20 protein-coding genes and 1 pseudogene are annotated in these 21,022 nt (G+C 54.9%); 10 read left to right on the top strand and 11 right to left on the bottom strand.

Going from position 1 to position 21,022, the window contains the following annotated elements; genetic code table 11:
• Nucleotides 1-90 precede the first annotated feature (90 nt).
• Nucleotides 91-813: an SDR family oxidoreductase gene (locus UF64_RS09490; protein WP_044828377.1), complete on the top strand. Its 723-nt coding sequence runs from the start codon at nucleotides 91-93 to the stop codon at nucleotides 811-813.
• Between the two features lie 6 nt (nucleotides 814-819).
• Here the strand turns inward: UF64_RS09490 and UF64_RS09485 are convergent, their stop codons facing one another.
• The 4 genes from UF64_RS09485 to UF64_RS09470 all read right to left on the bottom strand — a co-directional run bounded on the left by UF64_RS09485 (nucleotide 820) and on the right by UF64_RS09470 (nucleotide 4,674).
• Nucleotides 820-1,455, bottom strand: a complete 636-nt coding sequence (locus UF64_RS09485) for an NUDIX domain-containing protein (protein ID WP_200892663.1) — start codon at nucleotides 1,453-1,455, stop codon at nucleotides 820-822.
• A 23-nt stretch (nucleotides 1,456-1,478) separates the two neighbouring features.
• The gene (locus tag UF64_RS09480) at nucleotides 1,479-2,267 is read right to left on the bottom strand and encodes an alpha/beta fold hydrolase (protein WP_044828376.1); all 789 of its coding nucleotides are present in this window, start codon (nucleotides 2,265-2,267) and stop codon (nucleotides 1,479-1,481) included.
• 164 nt (nucleotides 2,268-2,431) lie between these two features.
• Nucleotides 2,432-2,593: an RSP_7527 family protein gene (locus UF64_RS20530; RefSeq protein WP_161794612.1), complete on the bottom strand. Its 162-nt coding sequence runs from the start codon at nucleotides 2,591-2,593 to the stop codon at nucleotides 2,432-2,434.
• A gap of 533 nt (nucleotides 2,594-3,126) precedes the next feature.
• Nucleotides 3,127-4,674: an NAD-dependent succinate-semialdehyde dehydrogenase gene (locus UF64_RS09470; protein ID WP_235285019.1), complete on the bottom strand. Its 1,548-nt coding sequence runs from the start codon at nucleotides 4,672-4,674 to the stop codon at nucleotides 3,127-3,129.
• A 204-nt stretch (nucleotides 4,675-4,878) separates the two neighbouring features.
• Between UF64_RS09470 and UF64_RS09465 the strand changes: the two genes are divergently transcribed.
• Nucleotides 4,879-5,343 carry a cytochrome c gene (locus tag UF64_RS09465; RefSeq protein WP_044828374.1) on the top strand — a complete coding sequence of 155 codons (465 nt, stop codon included), beginning with the start codon at nucleotides 4,879-4,881 and terminating at the stop codon, nucleotides 5,341-5,343.
• Nucleotides 5,344-5,553: 210 nt separating this feature from the next.
• Here UF64_RS09465 and UF64_RS09460 read toward each other — a convergent pair whose 3' ends face one another.
• Nucleotides 5,554-6,270: a cytochrome b/b6 domain-containing protein gene (locus UF64_RS09460; protein WP_235285018.1), complete on the bottom strand. Its 717-nt coding sequence runs from the start codon at nucleotides 6,268-6,270 to the stop codon at nucleotides 5,554-5,556.
• Nucleotides 6,271-6,635: 365 nt separating this feature from the next.
• On the opposite strand from UF64_RS09460, the gene UF64_RS09455 reads away from it, so the two are divergent.
• The 4 genes from UF64_RS09455 (at nucleotide 6,636) to UF64_RS09440 (ending at nucleotide 11,820) form a co-directional block, all read left to right on the top strand.
• Nucleotides 6,636-7,904, top strand: a complete 1,269-nt coding sequence (locus UF64_RS09455) for an imelysin family protein (protein ID WP_044828373.1) — start codon at nucleotides 6,636-6,638, stop codon at nucleotides 7,902-7,904.
• Nucleotides 7,905-7,996: 92 nt separating this feature from the next.
• Entirely contained in the window at nucleotides 7,997-9,460 is a 1,464-nt protein-coding gene (locus UF64_RS09450; protein ID WP_044828372.1) for a di-heme oxidoredictase family protein, read from the top strand.
• 68 nt (nucleotides 9,461-9,528) lie between these two features.
• Complete coding sequence (locus UF64_RS09445; RefSeq protein ID WP_044828371.1) at nucleotides 9,529-10,656, top strand: imelysin family protein; 1,128 nt, start codon at nucleotides 9,529-9,531, stop codon at nucleotides 10,654-10,656.
• A gap of 24 nt (nucleotides 10,657-10,680) precedes the next feature.
• Nucleotides 10,681-11,820 carry a DUF1513 domain-containing protein gene (locus tag UF64_RS09440; protein ID WP_044828370.1) on the top strand — a complete coding sequence of 380 codons (1,140 nt, stop codon included), beginning with the start codon at nucleotides 10,681-10,683 and terminating at the stop codon, nucleotides 11,818-11,820.
• 441 nt (nucleotides 11,821-12,261) lie between these two features.
• Here the strand turns inward: UF64_RS09440 and UF64_RS09435 are convergent, their stop codons facing one another.
• The 3 genes and pseudogenes from UF64_RS09435 to UF64_RS09425 all read right to left on the bottom strand — a co-directional run.
• Nucleotides 12,262-13,020, bottom strand: coding sequence for an IclR family transcriptional regulator (locus tag UF64_RS09435; RefSeq protein ID WP_044828369.1), 759 nt, complete (start codon nucleotides 13,018-13,020; stop codon nucleotides 12,262-12,264).
• 41 nt (nucleotides 13,021-13,061) lie between these two features.
• Nucleotides 13,062-13,448, bottom strand: a complete 387-nt coding sequence (locus UF64_RS09430; RefSeq protein ID WP_044828368.1) for a RidA family protein — start codon at nucleotides 13,446-13,448, stop codon at nucleotides 13,062-13,064.
• A gap of 18 nt (nucleotides 13,449-13,466) precedes the next feature.
• Nucleotides 13,467-13,706, bottom strand: a pseudogene (locus UF64_RS09425) (amino acid ABC transporter ATP-binding protein); the annotation flags it as partial.
• Nucleotides 13,707-13,950: 244 nt separating this feature from the next.
• Between UF64_RS09425 and UF64_RS09420 the strand changes: the two are divergent.
• Together UF64_RS09420 and UF64_RS09415 are read left to right on the top strand one after the other, a co-directional pair.
• The gene (locus tag UF64_RS09420; RefSeq protein ID WP_044828366.1) at nucleotides 13,951-14,997 is read left to right on the top strand and encodes a D-TA family PLP-dependent enzyme; all 1,047 of its coding nucleotides are present in this window, start codon (nucleotides 13,951-13,953) and stop codon (nucleotides 14,995-14,997) included.
• Nucleotides 14,998-15,018: 21 nt separating this feature from the next.
• The gene (locus UF64_RS09415; RefSeq protein ID WP_052657539.1) at nucleotides 15,019-15,930 is read left to right on the top strand and encodes a sugar kinase; all 912 of its coding nucleotides are present in this window, start codon (nucleotides 15,019-15,021) and stop codon (nucleotides 15,928-15,930) included.
• A 62-nt stretch (nucleotides 15,931-15,992) separates the two neighbouring features.
• On the opposite strand, the gene UF64_RS09410 is transcribed toward UF64_RS09415, so the two are convergent.
• The 3 genes from UF64_RS09410 to UF64_RS09400 all read right to left on the bottom strand — a co-directional run bounded on the left by UF64_RS09410 (nucleotide 15,993) and on the right by UF64_RS09400 (nucleotide 20,036).
• Nucleotides 15,993-18,398, bottom strand: a complete 2,406-nt coding sequence (locus tag UF64_RS09410; protein WP_052657538.1) for a heavy metal translocating P-type ATPase — start codon at nucleotides 18,396-18,398, stop codon at nucleotides 15,993-15,995.
• Nucleotides 18,399-18,528: 130 nt separating this feature from the next.
• On the bottom strand, nucleotides 18,529-19,539 hold the full coding sequence (locus UF64_RS09405; RefSeq protein WP_044828365.1) for a sulfotransferase: 1,011 nt from the start codon (nucleotides 19,537-19,539) through the stop codon (nucleotides 18,529-18,531).
• Between the two features lie 62 nt (nucleotides 19,540-19,601).
• A complete protein-coding gene (locus tag UF64_RS09400) occupies nucleotides 19,602-20,036 on the bottom strand; it encodes a helix-turn-helix transcriptional regulator (RefSeq protein ID WP_052657536.1) in 435 nt (144 codons plus the stop codon).
• A 177-nt stretch (nucleotides 20,037-20,213) separates the two neighbouring features.
• Between UF64_RS09400 and UF64_RS09395 the strand changes: the two genes are divergently transcribed.
• The gene (locus UF64_RS09395; protein ID WP_044828364.1) at nucleotides 20,214-20,768 is read left to right on the top strand and encodes a DUF2975 domain-containing protein; all 555 of its coding nucleotides are present in this window, start codon (nucleotides 20,214-20,216) and stop codon (nucleotides 20,766-20,768) included.
• Nucleotides 20,768-20,974 (top strand): helix-turn-helix transcriptional regulator, encoded by a 207-nt coding sequence (locus UF64_RS09390; protein WP_044828363.1) that lies wholly within the window; start codon nucleotides 20,768-20,770, stop codon nucleotides 20,972-20,974. Before UF64_RS09395 ends, UF64_RS09390 begins: the two co-directional genes overlap by 1 nt.
• The last annotated feature ends 48 nt before the right edge of the window (nucleotides 20,975-21,022 follow it).

The raw sequence follows: 21,022 nt of genomic DNA, 5'->3' as shown, positions 1-21,022 counted from the left end.
GCGTTCGTCGACGCACCGCCCATGCACATGTGAACCGCTGTGCCAACAAGGCCGTAAGCAGAAACAACCCTCACAAAACCGAGTCCCTATATGACCACGCTGCCCGACTTTGAAAGCTTTCCCGAAAATGGCCTTGCGATTGTTTGTGGTGCGACGGGCGGGACCGGACAGGCCTTTGTCAAGCACCTGCAAGTAGGCAGTCGTTTTGCTGAGGTGATTGCACTTTCACGTTCCAGCAGCCCGGCCCTTGATTTTGATCGCCCAGAATCAGTCGCGGAATGTGCAGATTTTATCAAAACCCTTGGCGGTGAAGTTCGCCTGATCATTGACGCGACCGGCTATCTGCATGACGAAACGTTTCAGCCGGAAAAATCCCTGCGTCACATCGATCCGGACTATATGGCCAAGCAATTCCAGATCAACACCATTGGCCCTGCGCTTTTGATGAAGCATTTCTGCCCGCTATTGCCGAGGTCTGGCAAATCGGTATTTGCCACCCTGTCAGCCAAGGTCGGCAGCATTGGTGATAACCGTATGGGCGGTTGGTATGGCTATCGCGCAGCCAAGGCAGCCCTTAATCAGCTGGTGAAATGCAGCGCGATTGAAATCGGGCGTAACAAGCGCGAAGCGGTTTGCGTTGCCCTGCATCCGGGCACGGTTGATACCGGCCTTTCCGGACCGTTTGCCAAATCAGGCCTTCGGGTGCAAAGCCCACTTGAGGCGACAGCGAACATGCTAGGCGTCTTGGATCAATTGACTACGGAGAGTTCCGGCGGGTTCTTTGCCTATGACGGCGAAGCGCTGCCCTGGTAGCGTCACCTATTTGCGAAGCAGACCGGTCAGAAGAGCGTGCTGTAGCAGGATAACGGTCTTGGCATCACGGATGCGGCCATCGGTAATCATTGGCAGAATGTCATCGAACGGGACTTCAAGAACGTCGATATCTTCGCCCTCTTCATGCAGGCCACCGCCCGCGCCTTCTCGGTGATCGCGGGTGATTTCAGCAACGAACAGATGCAGGCGTTCGGTGACCGACCCCGGGCTCATGAAAAGATCAAAGACCTGAACGGGTTTTCCGATCTTATAGCCCGTTTCTTCCTCGACCTCGGCAATGACGGCCGACATCGGGTCACGATCATCAAGGACACCGGCAGGAACTTCGATCAGCATGCCGTCTTCGTTGCCATTCACAAAGCTTGGTATCCGGAATTGCCTGGTCAGGATGACGGTGCGATCGGCAAGGTTATACAGCAACACACCCGCACCATTGCCGCGATCATAGGCCTCACGGGTTTGATGCTGCCATGAACCATCGGTGCGTTTCAGATCAAACCCGACGCGATAAAGGCGATACCAGTTGTCCGACAGGCAATCGATGTCACGCACCCGCACGTGATCCTGTTTGGGGATCGACCAGCCATTTGGAAGATCAGAAGGAAGATCCGGATCGGACACAATGAAGCTCCTTTTGCTGTCGCCTAGCGGTTCAGGAAGGCAGAAAGGGTCAACAAGACAGCCTCGGGCTTTTCGGCATGTACCCAGTGGCCAGCCCCCTTGATGATGGTAAAGGCGGCCTTGGGAAACAGCGCCTTGATATGATCGCGGTCCTTTGGATCGATATAGTGCGAATTCGCCCCGGCGACAAACAGCACATCACGGCCAAACTGATCAGAAAGCCCGTCTTCAGGCCAGCCGGTAATATCATCAAGGTGGTTGGCCATGGCATCGATATTAACCTGCCAGGACATCTTGCCGCTGTCCTTGTCGGTCACGACGTTCTGGGCCAGGAACTGCCGCACACCTTTTTCTGAAACACCAGATGAAAGGGCTTCTTCGACCTCGGCCCGGCGCGATACCGCATCAAAATCAACCCCGCGCATGGCAGAGATATAGCCGGTATAGTCATGGTCATAGACCACAGGCGCAACATCAACGACCACCAGATCAGCGACCAGTTCAGCATCCGCAGAAAGGGCCAGCATCATCGATGCCTTACCCCCCATGGAATGCCCGACAAGATGCACCGGTTTATCTGAAACTTCCCGGATCAGTTCGGCCAGATCGCCTGCCATGGCGGGATAGGTCATTTCCATATCCCAGCCGGATCGTCCGTGATTGCGCAGATCCGCGGTAACCACGTGATATTTCTCGGCCAGACGCCGGGCGATGGCCGTCCAGTTGCGGGCCTGACCAAACAGGCCATGAATGATCACGATGGTGCCGTTGTCACGGTTTTCTTCGCCAAAGGCGTAATGGGCAAGTTTCATAAAGACCAACTTCCGGGCGTTTCAAACGGGGTCGATCCCCCTTAATAACGTTGCCGACAACGAAGGTGAAGAGCACAAACAAAAACACCCTCGCAACAACATGATGCGAGGGCGTTTTTAAGCGTACCGCGTAAACGGCCGCAGGGCTTGGTTGAGCAGCGCAATTACGCGCCAGCAGCAACACCGCCATGGGGTTTGTTGTGCGTGCCAAACAGGCCACCAACTTTGCGTACCAGTGCGACAAGCATGTTGCGCATAGCCTGTGCACGAAGATGTTCAGCTTCACGCTGCAGGGCAACCAGATCATAATCACGATACATTTTCATGTCCGTTTCCTCATAAAAGCATCCGGCATTGTTCCCGCCGGGGTTTCGCTATGTGTTTCGTTAAATCCGATGTACGCCTGTTTGTGCATTCCTACGAGAAGAGTTTTCTCACCCCAAATATGCGTTTGACGCATGCCTGTTTGTGCCGATGACTTATTTTCATCATGCATATTTAACATGTTTGTTTCATGACAAATAAAGCGTTCATTTTCCTAACATTTGCAGTGCGCACCGCCCGGAACGCCTGCCCTATCTATGATTAAGATAATATGACACCCGTCTTTCCGTTGCTGTTTTCAAGATGGCAGCAGAAGAAAAAAGATCGGAAAATGTTTGGCACAGAGGGATTTTTCGCCAAATGCGGTCAAAATGACGATTCTTTTCGCCAGATTCACACTAAACAATTTTGCATAGCTCTGGCGAAAGCAAAAAACGGCAATACCCGATCAGGATATTGCCGTTCTGCGATCTTTGATTTCAGGTCCGAAAAATGGCCGATATCGCCACCCGAGCCGAAAGAAAATGCGCCGAAGCTAAAGCGCGTAATTGAGGTATTTGGGTTCGAGATATTCCTCAATCCCCCAATGTCCGCCTTCGCGACCCTGGCCACTTTCCTTGACGCCGCCAAACGGCGCCCCTTCGTGACTAGTGGTGCCGTCATTGATCCCGACCACACCGGTTTCAAGCCGATCCGCCAGACGCTGGATGCGGCCGACATCACGACTATAGATATAAGACGACAGCCCGGTGCGGACCCGGTTGGCAAGCTCTATCACTTCGTCTTCAGTGCCAAAGCGATAGATCGGCGCAACCGGGGCAAACAGTTCCTCGTCAAAGCAATCCGCATCATGGGGCACATCAGTCATGATCAGCGGACGGGTGAAGAAGCCTTCTTCAGGCAAGTCTGCACCATGGATCAGGGTTGCACCACGTTTCTTAGCGTCCGCAACAAGGCGTTCGACCTTTGCCACCGCCTGACGATTGATCAGCGGCCCCAGTTCCGTGCCGGGCACAAATCCATTGCCCATGGTCTGCGCATTGCTGGCCGCAACGAACTTTTCGACAAAGGCATCATAAAGCCCGTCCTGCACAAAAATACGGTTGGCACAGACACAGGTCTGACCGCTATTGCGGAACTTTGAAATCATCGCACCGGCAACTGCCGCATCAAGATCGGCATCATCCATGACGATAAAGGGCGCATTGCCACCAAGCTCCAGCGAGAGCTTTTTCATCGTCGGCGCACATTGTTCCATCAACCGTTTGCCAACCGCGGTCGAGCCGGTGAAGGACAGCATGCGCACGCGGTGATCGCCCGTCAGCGCCTCGCCAATCGGATGCGGCAGCCCGGTGACAACGTTAAACACACCGGCGGGGAAACCGGCCTGCTCGGCCAGCTTGGCAGCGGCCAAGGCAGAAAGCGGAGTATCTTCGGCCGGTTTAACGATGACGGTACAACCCGCCGCAAGTGCCGGGGCACATTTGCGCACCACCATGGTCAACGGGAAGTTCCACGGCGTGATAGCGGCAACCACACCGACCGGGTGCTTTTGCACGACAACGCGACGATCGCGCTGGGTGGCTGGCATGGTCTGGCCATAGGCGCGCTTGGCTTCTTCGCCATACCATTCGGCATAGGCAATCGCACCGACCACTTCACGCAGTGCCTGATCAAGGGGTTTGCCCTGCTCAAGCGTGATCAGGGCTGCCAGATCTTCCTGATGAGCTTCAAGCAAATCGCGCCAGCGGCGCAGGATCTTGGCGCGTTCGCCTGCCAGCAAGCCCGACCAGGCCGAAAAGGCCGCATGGGCCGCATCAATCGCCTGACGGGCTTCGGACGTGCGCATAAACGGCACTGCGCCAATTACATCGCCCTTTGCCGGGTCAATGACATCAAGGGTTTCACGGCTATCGGCGGCACGCCAGACACCATTGATATATGCGTGCTTGAGGTTCCAGTCGCGGATCACATCGCGTGCACGTCCACGGCCTTCACGGATAAGGTCATCCCTGGCTTTGGCATCAAGGGCGTTCGGGGTGGTTTCGACGTTTTGGGAACTGTTGCTGATGGCGGCAGACATGGGCGAAAGGTTCCTCGAAGCGCGGCAACAAAAAAATCATCGTGATCACGCGCTTGTGATTACAGTTTCGGGGGCGTTGCTGGGACACTAAGCCTTGCAGCAGGCTGATGGCAACAACATGCTTACATCTCAATATAACAATTTTAAACTGAGCGCTGCATCCCGAGAGATACGTTAACGCGTTTTGAGAAGAGAGAACACACGATGAAGAAGCTCCTTACTGCAGGACTCCTCGGCTCGATCATGGTCGTGGGTGCCGCTTTCCCGATGATGGCACAGGCTGACGAAGCATCCGACAATGCGTTGGTCGAAAACCGCAAAATGCTGATGGATGGAATCGGCGGCGCGATGGGTACGCTTGGCTGCTATATGAAGGGTCAGTGCGAACTGCCTGATCCAGTTCTGGCGAACCTGGCAAAGGGTATTGCCTTTGCTGCCGGTTCCGGCCCGGCCGCGTTTGAGCCGCAAACCCCGGATGCATCTGTCAAAACCACTGCTGCGGGTGATGTCTGGACCAATTGGGATAAATTCGCTGCTGGCTTCCCGGAAATGCAGCAGGCCGCCCTCGCCCTTGCAGATGCCGTTGGTGACAAGGGTGCGATGGGTGCTGCCATGGGCAATCTTGGCAAGACCTGCAAAGGTTGCCACGACGAGTTCCGCACCAAGTAACGCGTATGGTTAAAGATCTTCTTCTGGACGCCCTGCTCACCCCGGGCGACCGCCCCTGATCAGCTTTCCCCACCCCCATGCACTGTACCCCACAGAGCGCGCGAGAAACTGATCAGGGGATTTTTATTCCAAAGAAAAGGCCAACGTCTTGATCTCACGACGTTGGCCTTTTCTTATTTAAAGCTCGGCATAGAAAACCCGCACAATGCCCTATCCGCGTGCGAGGGTGATCCCACCCCAGACAGCCAGCGCGCAGATGATCAGGATTGCAATGCCCAGCACCGGTGATGCAAAGCGGATCGTTGCAAACCGTTCTGCCAGTTCGGCTGGCACCTGACGGGTGCCGATCACCATGGCGCGGATCAGGTTTTCACGTTTGACGACCAGATAGAATATCGCGGCAAACACATGCAGCCCGACGGCGGCATAGATCAGATTGATGTTGGTGTGATGGATCCAATTCATGGTGCCGGCAAAATCGGAACTGACATAGGCAACCAGTGGGCCATCAAAGAACAGGAAGGTATCCTCGCTGGCAAACAGGCCGGAAAATGCCTGAAGCCCGACCAGAAGGATCAGGACCGCAACCATCCAGCCGCCCGCCGGGTTATGCCCGGCATAGGTCAGATCGGCCATCGTGCCGCTCGGGATTTTCAGCATGTAGTTGATTACGCGCTTGGGCCCGGTCAGGAAATCGGCAAAGCGAGCGTTCGAACTACCGACAAAGCCCCAGATGATGCGAAAGATCACAAGTGCCAGCACGCTGTATCCGGCGATGGCATGGATATCGATCATCACCTGCCGGTTGGTCCACCAGGCGGTGACAATGGCAATGACAAGGGCCCAGTGAAACAGCCGCACCGGGAAATCCCAGAGTTTGACCTTTTTTTCGTCAGACACCGGGTGGCTCATATCGGGATTGCTCATCGGGCCTCTCTCTTTGCGCGATCAGTGAATTCATGGTTGCGGAAAACGTCATAGGGGATTTTCCGCCAAGAAGCTTAAAGACAGATCAATTTTCCACTCGCCGGATTTAATCCGCCATTCACCCCAAAGCCGACCAATAAGCTTTAGCGGCAACCAACGGTTATCACATTGCGAAAACGTAAAATTTTGCAAATTGGTGATTCTTTGTTTGAAAATCATTCTCACAAGCAGTATCAATTGGCGGAAGCATAGTGATCAGGGTCACAATCCATCCAGGCGTGCATTCGTTTGTATGGGATGGATTTTTGCCTGATCCGCAGGGCATTCGCCCTTGGCTCACCATTCAGGGATAGATGGGAACTCCTATGAAGATCGCAAAGATTCTGGGTACGGCCGCGCTGGTCTCTACCCTTGGCGCGCAGGCATATGCCGCACCGGCCGCCAAAGACGTACTGACCACCTATGCGGATATCGCGCATGCGGGCTATGAAGATTCGCTGATTACCGCCAAGGAACTGCAGGCTGCAATCGACGAACTGGTCGCAAACCCGTCGGCCGCCACCTTTGACGCAGCAAAGTCTGCCTGGCTGGCATCGCGCGCACCCTATCAGCAGACCGAAGTTTATCGTTTCGGCAACGCGATTGTTGATGACTGGGAAGGCAAGGTAAATGCATGGCCGCTGGATGAAGGTCTGATCGACTATGTCGAAACCGGCCTTTATGGCGAAGAAAGCGAAGAAAACCCGGCTTACACCGCCAACGTCATTGCCAACCCGACCCTGACCATTTCGGGCGAAACCATCGATGCATCGACCATTGATGCAGCTCTGCTTGAAAGCCTGCATGAAATTGACGACGTCGAAGCAAACGTTGCAACCGGCTACCACGCCATTGAATTCCTCCTTTGGGGTCAGGACCTCAACGGGACCGACGCCGGTGCCGGTGAACGTAAATGGACCGACTATGCGGCTGGCGATGCCTGCACCAACGGCAATTGCGATCGTCGTAGTGAATATCTTCAGGCCGCAGCGGACCTGATGGTTTCCGATCTGGAATGGATCACCGAACAGTGGGCCGAAGGTGGCGAAGCACGTAAAACCGTTCTTGAAGGTGACGGCGTTCCGGGTCTGACCGCGATTGTGACCGGCATGGGTTCGTTGTCTTATGGCGAACTGGGCGGCGAGCGTACCAAGCTTGGTCTGCTGCTGCATGATCCGGAAGAAGAGCATGACTGTTTCTCTGACAACACCCATAACAGCCACTACTATGACGCACTGGGCATCCAGAACGTTTACCTTGGCCGTTACACCCGTGTTGACGGTTCGGTCGTTGAAGGTCCGTCGCTTTCCGATCTGGTTGCGGCAAATGACGCAGCCCTTGATACCGAACTGCGTGGCAAACTGGCGGCATCGGTTGTTGCCGGTAAAGTCATGGTCACCCGCGCAAAAGGCGGCGAAGCCTTTGACCAGCTGATCGCCATGGGCAACGAAGATGGCAATGCCGTCGTTCAGGCCTTTGTTGATGCGCTTGTTGATCAGACCAAATCGATCGAACAGATCATTGCCGCTGTCGGCATTGACGGTATCGAGTTCGAAGGTTCTGACAGCCTCGACAACCCGTCTGCAGTGAACTAATCATCATCATCAGGCACCTGCCTGAATGAGTGTGAACGGCGGGGGATGAATTCTCCCGCCGTTTTGCTTTGAACAAAAATTAGAAGACTTCCATGAACCGTCCCGCACGCACGCCCCTGTTTTCGCCGCCGTTCTGGCTGGTTGCCGTCGGCCTTGCCGTTGCGCCAATTACCCTTCATGCCGAAACAGCTGGCACACCGACCCTGCCCGGCGGGGATACAAGTTGGCGAACTGATCACGGACGCGATGCCTTCATGCATCAATCAGCCAACATGAGCTTTGAAAAGCGGCTTGATTTCAAGCTGGGTGAAGCCCTTTTTCAAAGGTTATGGGTAACCGCCCCCACCCGCACCAAGGCGGCAGACGGTTTGGGTCCACTGTTTAATTCACGCGCGTGCAGTGGATGTCATATCCGGAACGGGCGCGGGCATCCGGTTGATGAAAACGATAGCGAGGCCGGGGCAACATCGATGTTGCTGCGCCTGTCCATCCCGCCGCAAACACCCGAACAGCTTCGTGATCATTTGGATGGCAAGCTCGCCACCATTCCTGATCCGGTCTATGGCGGCCAGTTTCAGGACTTCTCGGTTGCAGGCATTGCCGCAGAAGGTCGGGTCAAGGTGCGCTATGAAACGACCGAAGTCACCCTTACCGGGGACGAGACCGTTACCTTGCGCAAACCGACCTATGAGATGACCAATCTCGCTTATGGGCCGCTGCATCCTGATGTCATGGTCTCCCCGCGCTTGGCACCACCGATGATCGGACTTGGGCTGTTGGAAGCCATCCCCGACAGTACCCTTATTGCGGCAAGTGATCCGCAGGATAAAGACGGCGATGGCATTTCCGGGCGGCTCAATCGGGTCTGGGATATTGCCAAATCCGATATGGCGATTGGCCGCTTTGGCTGGAAGGCAGGCATGCCGACCCTTGATCAGCAAAACCAGAATGCATTCCAGTTTGATATCGGTCTTTCCACCCCGCTCTATCCGAACGGCAGTGGCGATTGTACAGAGGCACAAACGGACTGCATCAATGCCCCGAATGGCAATGATGATGAGTTCGAAGGGCTCGAAGTCCATACAGTGATCACCGATCTGGTGCTGTATTACACGCGCAACATCGCCCCGCCCGCGCGCCCCGATGCAAATGACCCTGACGTTTTGGCGGGTTCGGAAATATTTGCGGCCATCGGTTGCGCATCCTGTCATACGCCGCGCTATCAAGTGCCGAAACGAGACGATATGCCAGAACAATCCGGACAGGTGATCTGGCCATACAGTGACCTGTTGCTCCATGACATGGGCGACGGTCTTGCCGATCATCGGCCTGAGGCACAGGCATCAGGCAGCGAATGGCGCACCCCGCCGCTTTGGGGAATTGGCCGTGCGCAGGAAATCGATGCCCGCGCGCGGTTCCTGCATGACGGGCGGGCAACAAGCATTCTTGAAGCGATCCTGTGGCATGGCGGTGAAGCGAAAAACGCCCGCGATGCGGTCACAAAGCTGCCACCATCAGAGCGCAGTCAGTTGCTGGCGTTTCTAAAGTCCTTGTGACGCGGTATACGTTGCAGGATCACACGCGAAATCAGATGCCAAAACACGTGAATATCGGGAAAAGTCACATGATCTTCAAACCCAGCTGGCGCAGCTTGTTGCTTTCAACCACGACCGTTTTTGCTGTTGGGTTGAGCACCCCCGGTGCCAAGGCCGATATCCCCGATGAGAATTATCAGCCAGTTCTGGCCCATTTGCTGGGTACTGTGATGCCGCCCAAGATTGATGAATTTCACGCCGCATCCGAAGAACTGACCGAAGGATTCAGGGACTTTTGTTCCGATCCCGATAACGGCGGGCTTGAAGAAACACGAGCGGCCTATCACGCGGCAATGGATATCTGGCAGGAAATCCAGCCATGGCGCATGGGTCCGCTGGTCGCCAATGGCCGTGATCAGCATATCGAATATTGGCCGGACAAACATGGCACGGCCGCCCGACAGTTCCGCAAACTGATGTTTGACAAGCCCGCCGCCTATACCGATCCCGAACAGCTTTCGGGTGCCAGTGCTGCGCTTCAGGGCTTCCCTGCGCTTGAGGAAGTATTGTTTGCCGATGATCACGGCAATCAGATGATTGCCGCTGATGAAAACGGCGTGTTCCTGTGCCAATATGGCACCGCCATTGCCACAAACCTTGGCACGCTGTCAGGTGAATTGCAGGCCGAGTGGCCGGACTTCGCAACCGCGATGGAAAATGCCGGCCCGGACAGCATGGACTATCCCAGTGCGAAATTCGCTGCAACCGATCTTTACCGCGCCCTGCATGAAGGGCTTCTGATCATCTCGACCCAGAAGCTTGCCCGACCGCTTGGCGAAAATGCCGAAGACGCGCGTGCGAGCCGCGGGGAGAGCCCTCTTGCGGGACGGTCGCTTCGCAATATCGAACATAACCTGATTGGTCTGTTCGCGATCTATGACGGCACCTGGGGCGATATCGGCGAGGAAGGCCAGGGGTTGGCTGCCCTGATTGATAACAGCCTTCTGGATCGGTCTTTCAAGCTCAACTGGCAGACGGTTGCTGACACGGTTGCAGACCTGCCGCCGTCGGTCGCAGAGGTCCTTGTTCAGTCTGACGGCTATGCCACGCTTTCGGATCTCAAGGGGCAGATCGAATTCCTGACCATGCTTGTTGAAAACGATGTTGGCGGCAACACCCAGCTTGGTGGTGGCTTTAACGCCCTTGATGGTGATTAAGGCGCACGGAAAAGGAGATCAAAGATGGAATATCAACGTCGCAATTTCCTGAAGCTTATGGGTGTTGGCGGGGCCTTTACCCTGCTGCCAGTCGGCCTTGTCCGTGCGGCCACTACGCCAAACCCGGAAGATCGCGCGGTCTATATTTCCGCCAGCGCAGGGGAACATGATGACTATTATGTCAGCGCGTTCAATGCATCGGGCAAGATCCTGTTTGAGCAGGCCCTCCCCGGCCGCGGGCATGATATCGGCCTTCGCCCCAATCATGTGGATGTGGCCGCCGTCGAACGACGCCCGGGGCTTTATGGCCTGATCCTTGATCGCCATACCGGGGAAGTGCGCGCCAAACTCCACTGCCCGGAAGATCGCCGGTTTTATGGTCATGCAATCTATTCCAACGATGGTCGTTATCTTTATATCACCGAGAACGATTTCGATCATGCCCGCGGGGTGGTTTCCGTCTGGGATGCCGAGGATAGCTATCGCCGGGTGGCAGAGTTCGACAGCTTTGGCACCGGCCCGCATGAATTGCATCTGATGCCGGATGGTGAACATCTGGTGATTGCCAATGGCGGCCTTCATACCCATCCCGATCAGGATGGGCGCACACCGCTTAACATCAGCTCGATGGAACCCAACCTTTCGATCATTGAACGTCGTACGGGCAAGCTTGTCCATCAGGCAGCCCTCAAGCATGACTGGCACAAACTTTCGATCCGCCATCTTGATGTCGCGGCCAATGGAACGATTGCCGCTGGCTTTCAGTATCAGGGCGATCTGACCGATCAGGTGCCACTGGTTGGCATTTGGCAGCCCGGTTCGGAAATCCGCCCGATCGAGGCACCTGACAACGTTCAATACCGCATGCGGCAATATTGCGGATCGGTAAGGTTTGACGCATCGGGACAGGTGTTTGGCATTTCCTGTCCGCGTGGCGGGCTTGTGACATTCTGGGATGCGCAAACCAACGACTTCCTAACCCATATCGCCGCCCCGGATGGCTGCGGCCTTGCCGCAACGAACCAGGCGGGCGAATTTGTCGGCACAAGCGGACTTGGCAATGGCTGGCGGATGGATGCGATTCGCCGAAAACGGGTTGAACTGCCCGACGATTCGCACGAATCGCTGCATTGGGATAACCATTTACGCCGTATTCAGGCCTGATCCCACCAATCATAAAACCACAACAAACCCGCACAAACCGTGCGGGTTTTGATGTTTCAACCTCCTGAAATGCGCAGAAAACTGCGCCCTTAACCAAGTAGCTTTGTCGGGCTATTTACATCAAGAAATACTCAACCAAAAATTTTACGCAAATGAGAACGATTTTCACTTGCGCTGTATTTGGAGCTCACCTATAACGGTTCTCGACACAGCCCGCGAATGCAACCCATTCGCATCTGTCCCCAAAACGGCTTGTCTCTCAGACCTATGGGTCCTCTCTCCCCATAGGCCTCTCAAGGTGGAAAAGCGGTGGTTATCGATGCGGGAAACGATAACCGCCGCTTTCTCTTTTCGGGGCTTCGCTTCCAATACACAGACACGCAGAAACAAAAACACCCGGATGTTTAATCCGGGTGAGCGCAGACGATATAACGTCTTGGGTCAGACCGTTTTGGAAAGCTTGTCCCCGGCCGCCTGAAGAACGTTTTTGTAAAGTCCGTAGTTTTCGCGCGCATCATCCTTGGGTGCCACGATACAGAGCGTTGCGGAACAAATGCCGCTCTGATCATAGACCGGTGCGGCGAAGCAATGCGTGAAGGTATCAACGATGCTGTCGAACGAGAAAAAGCGTTCTTCGTGCGCACGACGGATCTCGGCAATGTAGGCATCGATATCCATTTGACGCCCATCGGGCAGGATAAAGTCTTCTGCCGGGATCAGATCGCGGATTTCCTGATCATCAAGATGTCCTAGCAACAACCGACCAGAAGCGGTCCAGGGAATGGCCGTGCGTTCGCCAACATCGGCAGAGATACGAAATGGGCGACTGCCCTCACGCTGCAGGGCAACGGTATATTTGTTGCCATCCAGCATACAGAACTGCGACGTTTCCTTGGTGCTGGCGGTGATTTCATCGAGCACGCCAGCTGCCTGACGAGTCAGGTCGAAATAGTCGCGATAAGCCAAACCCAGGAAATAGACCCGCCGACCAAGAAAGACCGAGCCATGGGCATCGGTCGTCTCCAGCATGCCGTGATCAATCAGTGTACCGATCAAATCATAGACCGTAGAGGTCGGTGCGCCCAAGGCCTGGGCGATCTCGGCGGGACGCTGAGAGGTTTTGACATCACGCAGATGGTCAAGAATATCGAACGCACGATCAATCCCACGCGCACGCTTTCGTACCTGCTGTTCTGTCATAAACCCCTCTCTTAACGTCTTAGCGCAATAGTTGCAGACAGTTATGCCTTACGGAAGGCAATGCAGTCGACCTCTACTTTGCAATCAACAACCATTGAGGACTGGACACAAGCACGTGCCGGCGGGTTTTCGCCAAAATATTCTTCGAACACGCCGTTGAAAGACCAGAAATCACGTGCGTCATCAAGCCAGACACCGATACGCATGATGTCTGCGGCACTGTAACCGGCGTCTTCGACGATCTTGAGCATGTTCTCGATCGCAATACGGGACTGTTCAACGATGCCGTTGCCAACAACTTCGCCGTCACGCATCGGGGTTTGTCCCGATACATAAAGCCAGCCGTCAGCTTCGGTTGCCTTGGCAAAAGGCAGTGCCTTCTGACCGTTGCCTTTACCTTCGCCAACACCGTGTCTTTTAATGCTCATTAAAATATCTCCTGATTCTCAAAATTCTGAATTTGCAAGGAAGCCCTGCAAACGTTCGGTTTTCGGCGCGCCGAAAATTTCTTCGGGCGTGCCTTCTTCGTGAATGCGCCCCTGATGCATGAAGACGACCTTGCTTGAAACGTCGCGCGCAAAGCGCATCTCGTGCGTCACAAGCAACATGGTCATGCCCTCATTGGCCAGATCACGAACAACGGCCAGCACCTCTGCCACCAGTTCGGGATCAAGGGCCGACCATATGCGGAAACAGATTAAACCCTGAAATGCCACGCCGATCATGGCACGCTACTGCTAAGGTTTTAAGAAATGTCATTTCTGTCTCCAGTTTCAAATAAGCCACACATTCTTGAACCGTTCCTTATTTTCCGTTATAACGTAATAAATTCCGTTATTTCGGATTCACCCTAGCAGCGGCGTTCAAGATATGTCAATTTCGTTTTGCAAAAAGCTGAGAGCGCCAACCTCAAACTCACCAGGAACCAGCATGTTTGATACTCCCTGCCTTGTGATCGATCTCCCCGTCGTTGATGAAAACATTGCGCGTTTCCAGAAGCTTGCCGACGCGGCAGGCCTGCAGACACGCCCGCATATCAAGACGCACAAACTGCCGTTTTTCGCCAAACGGCAAATCGCTGCTGGTGCCATCGGCATCACCTGCCAGAAGATCGGTGAGGCCGAAGTGATGGCTGAGGGCGGACTCCAGGACATATTGCTGACCTACAATGTGATCGGTGACGCCAAGCTAGATCGTCTGGTGGCGCTCGCGAAGAAATGCAAACTTTCGGTGACCTGCGATAATTCGACGGTGGCTGAAGGCCTGTCTGCGCACTTTGCCAATGCAGGGATTGATCTGACGGTTCTGGTCGAATGCGACACAGGTGCTGGCCGATGTGGCGTCCAAAGCCCGATTGCCGCTTGCGAACTGGCATCACAGATTAACGGGCTGCCGGGCTTAAAGTTTGGCGGATTGATGACCTATCCGCCGATGGATCATTCTGAAAATGTCGACAAATGGCTGGCTGACGCCAAGAAGCTGATCCAGGCTGCGGGTATCGCCTGCCCGGTCGTATCAACCGGCGGCACGCCGAACATGGACACACTTGCGGCCTTTAAACACGCGACCGAGCATCGTGCGGGAACCTACATCTATAACGACCGCTCCCTGATTGCGCGCGGTGCCTGTGGCGTTGAAGACTGTGCTGCCGTCGTTAAGGCAACTGTCGTTTCGCGCCCGACCAAAACACGTGCCATCATTGATGCTGGCTCAAAGGCACTCAGCTCAGACCTTTTGGGACTTGAGGGCTTTGGCATGGTGCGCGAGGCACCTGATGCCTCGATTGTCGGTCTTTCCGAAGAACACGGCATCATCGAGCTTGGTGACAGCAATTGGGATCCGGCCGTCGGTGACATCATATCGATCATCCCGAACCACATCTGCGTCGTTTCCAATCTGTTTCCGACCATCTGGGTCCAGGATGAAAACGGCGAAATGACAGAAATGCCTGTCGCTGCACGCGGCATGCTGCGCTAATTCACCCAAGGGAGTTTTATGATGTCTGTTGATGTCATTTGCATTGGCGAAGCCATGGGTGAAATTTCATTCAGCCCGACAGGTGATTCGAGCGTGAAGGTCGGTGGGGATACGTTCAATACTGCGGTCTATCTTGGCCGGCTTGGGATCAAAAGCGCATTTGCGTCTGCCGTCGGGACCGATCCGTTTGGTGATATGATCCGCGCTGTGCTCCTCAACAATCAGGTCAGCGACGCGTTCCTGATCAGCACAGAGAACGCCAATACCGGGTTGTATTCCATCACCAATCGCGCGGATGGCGAACGCTTTTTCCATTACTGGCGCAACCAGTCGGCTGCACGTCAGACACTGTCGCTGGCCCCGCCCACCTATCTGCAAGCACTTGAAGATGCGCCCTGGCTTTACCTTTCAGGCATCAGCTTACATATCCTGGAACAGGACATCGCGTTGTTGCTGCAAACGCTGGAAGCCTGCAAGGCAAAAGGCGGCCGGATCGCCTTTGACGGAAATTTCCGCCCAAAACTTTGGGAAGGGAAGCATGATCAGGCGCGCGAGATTTATGCCCGCATCACGGCCTTGTCCGACCTCGTTCTCCCCACCTTTGAAGACGAAGCGCTTTTGTGGGGGGATGCGACAGCACAGGTAACAATTGACCGAATCGCCAAGCTTGGTCCGTCAATGATTGTTGTAAAACAGGGTGCTGAGGGATGTTTGATTTATGATCACGGCGACGTCGCGCATATCGCGATCCCCAGTCCCGTCACGGCCGTCGACACCACTGCCGCGGGTGACAGCTTTAATGCCGGCTTTTTGGCTGCCCTGATCAAAGGCGCGGACGGGACTGCGGCCACCTTGTCCGGCCATAAACTGGCCGCGAAGGTCATCACACATCGTGGCGCGATTATCCCGGCAGATACCATGGATGTGTATTAACCGGCACTTCATAGCCAATTCAAAAGCCAAGTCTGGCGTTTCACCGGACTTGGCTTTTTTCATTACAGCTTGCGGAGGGCGATCAGGAGCCTGAGCGAGTTGATCGTCACAAGCACCGTCGCACCGGTATCGGCCAAAACAGCCAACCACAATCCGGTCAGACCGGTGATGGATGTCACCAGGAAGACTGCCTTCAGGCCAAGCGCAATGGCGATATTTTCCCGGATTCCCCGCCTTGCGCTGCGTGACAGCTTTACCAGATTGACGACATCACCCAGCCGGGCCTTGACCGCGACTGCGTCAGCGGCCTCAAGCGCGATGTCGGTGCCGCCACCAATCGCGATGCCAACATCAGCCGCCTTCAGTGCCGGGGCATCATTGATGCCATCACCAACCATCGCCACCGGCTCGGATCGCTTCGGGTCATCGCGAAGGGCCGCCAATGCGTTCAGCTTGTCTTCGGGCATCAGTTCCGCGCGGTATTCCATGCCAAGCTCTGCCGCCATGCGTTTGGCGACCCGATCAGCATCACCGGTCAGCATTACCGGCGTGATGTTGAGTTTGTTGAGCGCCGCCAAAGCCTGTTTTGCGTCACTGCGCGCCACGTCACGCAACGCAAGTGCACCGATCACCTGCCCGTCTTTCAGAATGACTACAGCCGTACTGCCGCCTTCTTCCTGCGCGCTCAGCCAATCACCCATTTCACCATCGGGCACGCCGCTCAGACGCTTGGCTGCCCCGACCTGATACAAAGCACCGTCAATCCGGCCTTCGACACCGGCCCCCGCGATGATTCTGGCCTGCTCGACCACGGGCAGATCAAGATTACGGTCTTCTGCTGCCGCGACCACCGCACGGGCCAAGGGGTGGGATGTGACAGCCTCAAGGGCTGCGGCGATGGTCAAAACACCGTTCTCGCCATAGCCCTCTGCTGTCTTGATCGCACTTAGCTTCGGCTTGCCTTCGGTCAAGGTCCCGGTCTTGTCGAACGCCATGGTGCGCACAGCCCCAATCAGCTCCAAGCCAGCACCACCTTTGACCAGAAGGCCGATTTTTGTCGCCCGTGCCAAGGCAGAGGTCACCGCAGCCGGCGTTGAAATCACCAGTGCACAGGGGCACCCGATCAGAAGAAGCGCCAGACCACGATAGATCCATTCTTCCCAACCCTGCCCGAACAGCAGAGGCGGGATCACGACCGTTGCAAGTGCGAGTCCCATGATGATCGGGGTATAGATACGCGCGAACTTGGCAACGAAACGTTCGACAGGAGCCTTGTGCTTTTCGCTTTGCTCAACCAGTTCAATCACGCGGTCCAGCATGGTATGCCCGGCAGCCCTGGTGACGGAAATCCTTACCGGACTGTCCGTCACGATCGCACCGGCAAAGACTTCGGCGCCAGCATCGCTATAGACCGGAACGGACTCACCCGTCAGATGGCTGTTATCGATCTCGGCCGCACCTGTCTCAATCACACCATCGGATGGCACACGCTCACCAGGGCGGACTTCAATGACATCGCCGATGGCAAGCTGATTGGGCGAGACCGTCTCAAACCCGCTGCCCGCAACCAGACGGGCAGTTTCCGGGGCAAGCTTCATCAACGCTTTGACCCCGCTTCGCGCCCGACCTGCCGCAACACCTTCAAGCCGCTCGCCAATGGCAAACAGCAGCACGACCATCCCGGCCTCAAGGCTTTCGCCAATCGCCACAGCACCGACGACGGCGACCGACATCAGAAGCTCGATCGAGAAAATCGCCCCGCTTTGCGCCAGACGAAGCGCCTTTTTCATTACGGGCAGTGCCGCCAACAGGGACGCCACCGACATGGCATACGGCACGATTGCCGGAAAGATCGCACCAATCACCCCACCCAACGCAAGGCAGATGGCCGCAAAGGCGATTTCGTCATTATCGGCAGACCACGGCGCCAGACGGCGCAGCAGGCTCTGGGGCGATGATGCGGCATCCGTTTCGCCGCCATCGCTGACCGCTTCCCCACCACAGCAGGAGGTGCCGCAGGATGATTTTGTGGAACCTTTGCCGATGTTTGCACCTGTCTGCTCAGCAGGATAACCAAGTTTACCCAAGGTCGGCGCAACTGATTGGCTTTGCGCTGCCTGGTCGGTGGTAAAGCCAAGTGTCACGCTCTCACGCATCATCGAAACGTCAACACAGGATACGCCATCCATCCGGCTCAGCGCGGTTTCGATCTTGGCCACACAGGACCCGCAATCCATGCCCGAAACATGCCACTGGTAATGAACGATACCGTTTTCATGATCCTTGAGGATTTTCTCGAAGGTGGCGTTGTCGTCATCGCCCAACTGGGTCGGGATCAAGATCCCCTGCCCGTCATCGGAAAAGCTTTGATGTGGCATCGCCTGCGTCAGCGCAGTAATGACGGTTTCCCGGCAATGCGCACAGGAACCGACAGTCGGCAGGTCCGTCCATTTCGCGATGAAAGACATCCATCACCTCAAACAATCAAATTTTCATTCATGTGTTAAGGCAAACGTATTTTGCAGACGAACGACTGTCAAGGACATTCAAAAAACTATTTGAATGTCCTTGTTGCATATTCAGCACCCGATGAGGTTTTCAGGTATAGTCGTGACGCCCCATCCACGCCTTCAGATCCTCTGTCAGCGCATCCTGGATTTCAGGATCACTTTCTGAACGCCCAATATGCGCGGCATCACTTTTAACGAGCTGCTGGTTGAATTCATTGGGAACATTTAGAAATTCGGCAAGCTTTACAAGGGTTTTATCTGGTTGCTCGACAAGATCCTCCATACGGACCGTCAGGGTCAAATGCTCTGGTAAACCTGCCATCAGCTTTTCAGCCGCCAGCAAGTTCGAGCAGATATATTGCTCTGCCAATTTGACATCGGACGGGAACCAGACCTGTTTGACATAAGAACTGATCGTATCCGCCGGTGATCGGATCATGTTCACAAACCGCATGTCGGGGAACAGCTCTGCAAGGAAATCAACAGCAATTGCGTTCAAAGGCGTGTCGTCCACCCAGCGGAGTTGCGATTTCCCTCCATAAAGGTCGCACAGAAAGCCTCGCGCAATATCGAGCAATTCTTCGCGGTCAAACTGGCGCGTAACGAAGAAAGGCTTAAGTAATCCATCCGCGCTTACAATCCCGTTCTGATCAATGTGCACAGCTAGTTTTTTTACTAGATCGTTCACGCACTTATCGTAATTGGCAACGCCAAATCCCTGCGCGAGTGCGTGGATAGAACCATTTGCCTGAGGGTTTTGTCTTTGAACATATTCAAACGCTTCTTGGAATGAAGCACCATAATTATTCATCCGGCTACGCACATGATCATTCAACACCGGTTCACGAAAAGCGAAATTTCGGAATTTCTGCGCTCGCACATAAAAATGCAGGATTGCGAAATGGCTCCGCATTATGTCGTGAATACCTGACAGATCACGTATGAGGTCGCGCAAACCGGCACGCTCGACAATAAGTTTGTTTTCATGTCCCGGCAGATGAAATGCAGGATGAGATCCAATCAAGTCCCCCATAAGCGAGGTACCGCTTCTACCGGTGCCACCAACAAAGACAGGCGACGTCAATTGGTTCTGGCTCATGATTTTCAAACGTCCTTGTTTTTAAGTTGCAGTAGCACAGGGCGGAGATATCGCGTCTTTAATCATTCATGCGTCACATGCGCAAAGGTATCGCGCACCACGCGCGAGATATGATCATCGTCGATCCGATAAAGGATATGCCGTCCGCGCCTTTCAGAGGCCAGAATACGCTGATCGCGTAGATGGCGCAGATGATGGCTGCAAAGCGATTGCGACATATTGGTTGCTTCTGCCAGTTCCGATACCGTTTGCGGTTTTTCCATGCAGCGCAGAACAAGCTGCAAACGCCCGGCATCCCCCAACAGCGCAAAAATCTTTGCCGCCGCCTCGATATCAGGCAGCGAAAGCACCTGTCCGGTTGCGCGTGATGCATCGCGGGTAACGGCTTCACCCTGTTTGGTGCTAAGACCAAGACGGGCAGCGGTATCACACTCCTGCCCCCCTTCTGCATCGGCCTCGTTAACGGGCGCCTGGGATTTTGTTTTGCTCTCTGACATGTGGATTATTTTCCACGCCTTCCGTCCCAAGGCAAGAGACACGTGAAAATTAGCACGGTTCAAGCCTCCTGATATCGCATCGAGAATAAATTACATTGACTCATTTCGATAATTTATTAATGTTTTACATTAATTAAATCAAACGATTCGAAGTAAAATCACTCAGGAGCCCCATACATGTCATCCGTAGAAACCACTGATACACTCAAGAATGTGCGCGTTATCAGCACCGTTCTTTATTGGGTCTGCGCCATCGCGATCATTTTTCAGTTCCTCGTCGTGCCACTCGTCTGGTATGCGCCGGGCTGGGTTGAAGCCGGCACCAGCCAGATGACCGTCAGCCTGGCGGATCTTCATGCCCTGTCCGGTTGGCAGAAATACGTCACCATGGCAGTGATGATGATCCCGTCGCTGGTTTTGGCCTATGGCCTATATCGCTTGCGCAAGATGTTTGGCGCCTTTGCACATAACGCCATTTTCCAAACAAAACCGATCCGTCACCTCAAGGTGTTTGGCATTGCCCTTATGGCACAAACCCTGATCAAGCCGCTGACGGGGGCTGCAACTTCGGTTCTTGCGACCTTCCATCGCCCGGCAGGAGAACGGGTTCTGTCGATTGGGCTCAGCAATGCCGAAGCCAGCACGCTGTTTCTCGGCGGGCTGATCATTGTCATTGCCTGGGTGCTGGGCGAAGCCGCACGGATTGATGACGAAAACCGGAGCTTCGTCTGATGGGTATTATTGTTCGACTGGATGTCATGCTGGCCACCCGCAAGATGAAGTCCAAGGATCTCGCTGCCCGGATCGGCATCAGCGAACAAAACCTGTCACTGTTGAAGTCAGGCAAGGTGCGTGGTGTGCGGTTTGAAACGCTGTCGGCCATATGCAAGGAACTCGAATGTCAACCAGGCGATCTTTTGGAGTTTCAACCGGATTAGTGCCCGGCCACTGCATGCTGGCCGAGCACTACACACTTCGAAGGCATC

Origin of the sequence: Thalassospira sp. HJ, assembly GCF_000948415.1 — a bacterium.
Lineage (GTDB): Bacteria > Pseudomonadota > Alphaproteobacteria > Rhodospirillales > Thalassospiraceae > Thalassospira.
This window is presented reverse-complemented; position numbering and strand designations above follow the sequence as displayed.

Bases quoted from the DNA above. Each gene is read 5' to 3' on its own strand.
- UF64_RS09420 (WP_044828366.1), top strand. From the start codon at position 13,951: ATGTTTGATACTCCCTGCCTTGTGATCGATCTCCCCGTCGTTGATGAA.
- UF64_RS09460 (WP_235285018.1), bottom strand. From the start codon at position 6,270: ATGAGCAATCCCGATATGAGCCACCCGGTGTCTGACGAAAAAAAGGTC.
- UF64_RS09390 (WP_044828363.1), top strand. From the start codon at position 20,768: ATGGGTATTATTGTTCGACTGGATGTCATGCTGGCCACCCGCAAGATG.
- UF64_RS09470 (WP_235285019.1), bottom strand. From the start codon at position 4,674: ATGTCTGCCGCCATCAGCAACAGTTCCCAAAACGTCGAAACCACCCCG.
- UF64_RS09455 (WP_044828373.1), top strand. From the start codon at position 6,636: ATGAAGATCGCAAAGATTCTGGGTACGGCCGCGCTGGTCTCTACCCTT.
- UF64_RS09450 (WP_044828372.1), top strand. From the start codon at position 7,997: ATGAACCGTCCCGCACGCACGCCCCTGTTTTCGCCGCCGTTCTGGCTG.
- UF64_RS09445 (WP_044828371.1), top strand. From the start codon at position 9,529: ATGATCTTCAAACCCAGCTGGCGCAGCTTGTTGCTTTCAACCACGACC.
- UF64_RS09435 (WP_044828369.1), bottom strand. From the start codon at position 13,020: ATGACAGAACAGCAGGTACGAAAGCGTGCGCGTGGGATTGATCGTGCG.
- UF64_RS09405 (WP_044828365.1), bottom strand. From the start codon at position 19,539: ATGAGCCAGAACCAATTGACGTCGCCTGTCTTTGTTGGTGGCACCGGT.
- UF64_RS09430 (WP_044828368.1), bottom strand. From the start codon at position 13,448: ATGAGCATTAAAAGACACGGTGTTGGCGAAGGTAAAGGCAACGGTCAG.
- UF64_RS09465 (WP_044828374.1), top strand. From the start codon at position 4,879: ATGAAGAAGCTCCTTACTGCAGGACTCCTCGGCTCGATCATGGTCGTG.
- UF64_RS09480 (WP_044828376.1), bottom strand. From the start codon at position 2,267: ATGAAACTTGCCCATTACGCCTTTGGCGAAGAAAACCGTGACAACGGC.
- UF64_RS09440 (WP_044828370.1), top strand. From the start codon at position 10,681: ATGGAATATCAACGTCGCAATTTCCTGAAGCTTATGGGTGTTGGCGGG.
- UF64_RS09400 (WP_052657536.1), bottom strand. From the start codon at position 20,036: ATGTCAGAGAGCAAAACAAAATCCCAGGCGCCCGTTAACGAGGCCGAT.
- UF64_RS09490 (WP_044828377.1), top strand. From the start codon at position 91: ATGACCACGCTGCCCGACTTTGAAAGCTTTCCCGAAAATGGCCTTGCG.
- UF64_RS20530 (WP_161794612.1), bottom strand. From the start codon at position 2,593: ATGAAAATGTATCGTGATTATGATCTGGTTGCCCTGCAGCGTGAAGCT.
- UF64_RS09415 (WP_052657539.1), top strand. From the start codon at position 15,019: ATGTCTGTTGATGTCATTTGCATTGGCGAAGCCATGGGTGAAATTTCA.
- UF64_RS09395 (WP_044828364.1), top strand. From the start codon at position 20,214: ATGTCATCCGTAGAAACCACTGATACACTCAAGAATGTGCGCGTTATC.
- UF64_RS09410 (WP_052657538.1), bottom strand. From the start codon at position 18,398: ATGTCTTTCATCGCGAAATGGACGGACCTGCCGACTGTCGGTTCCTGT.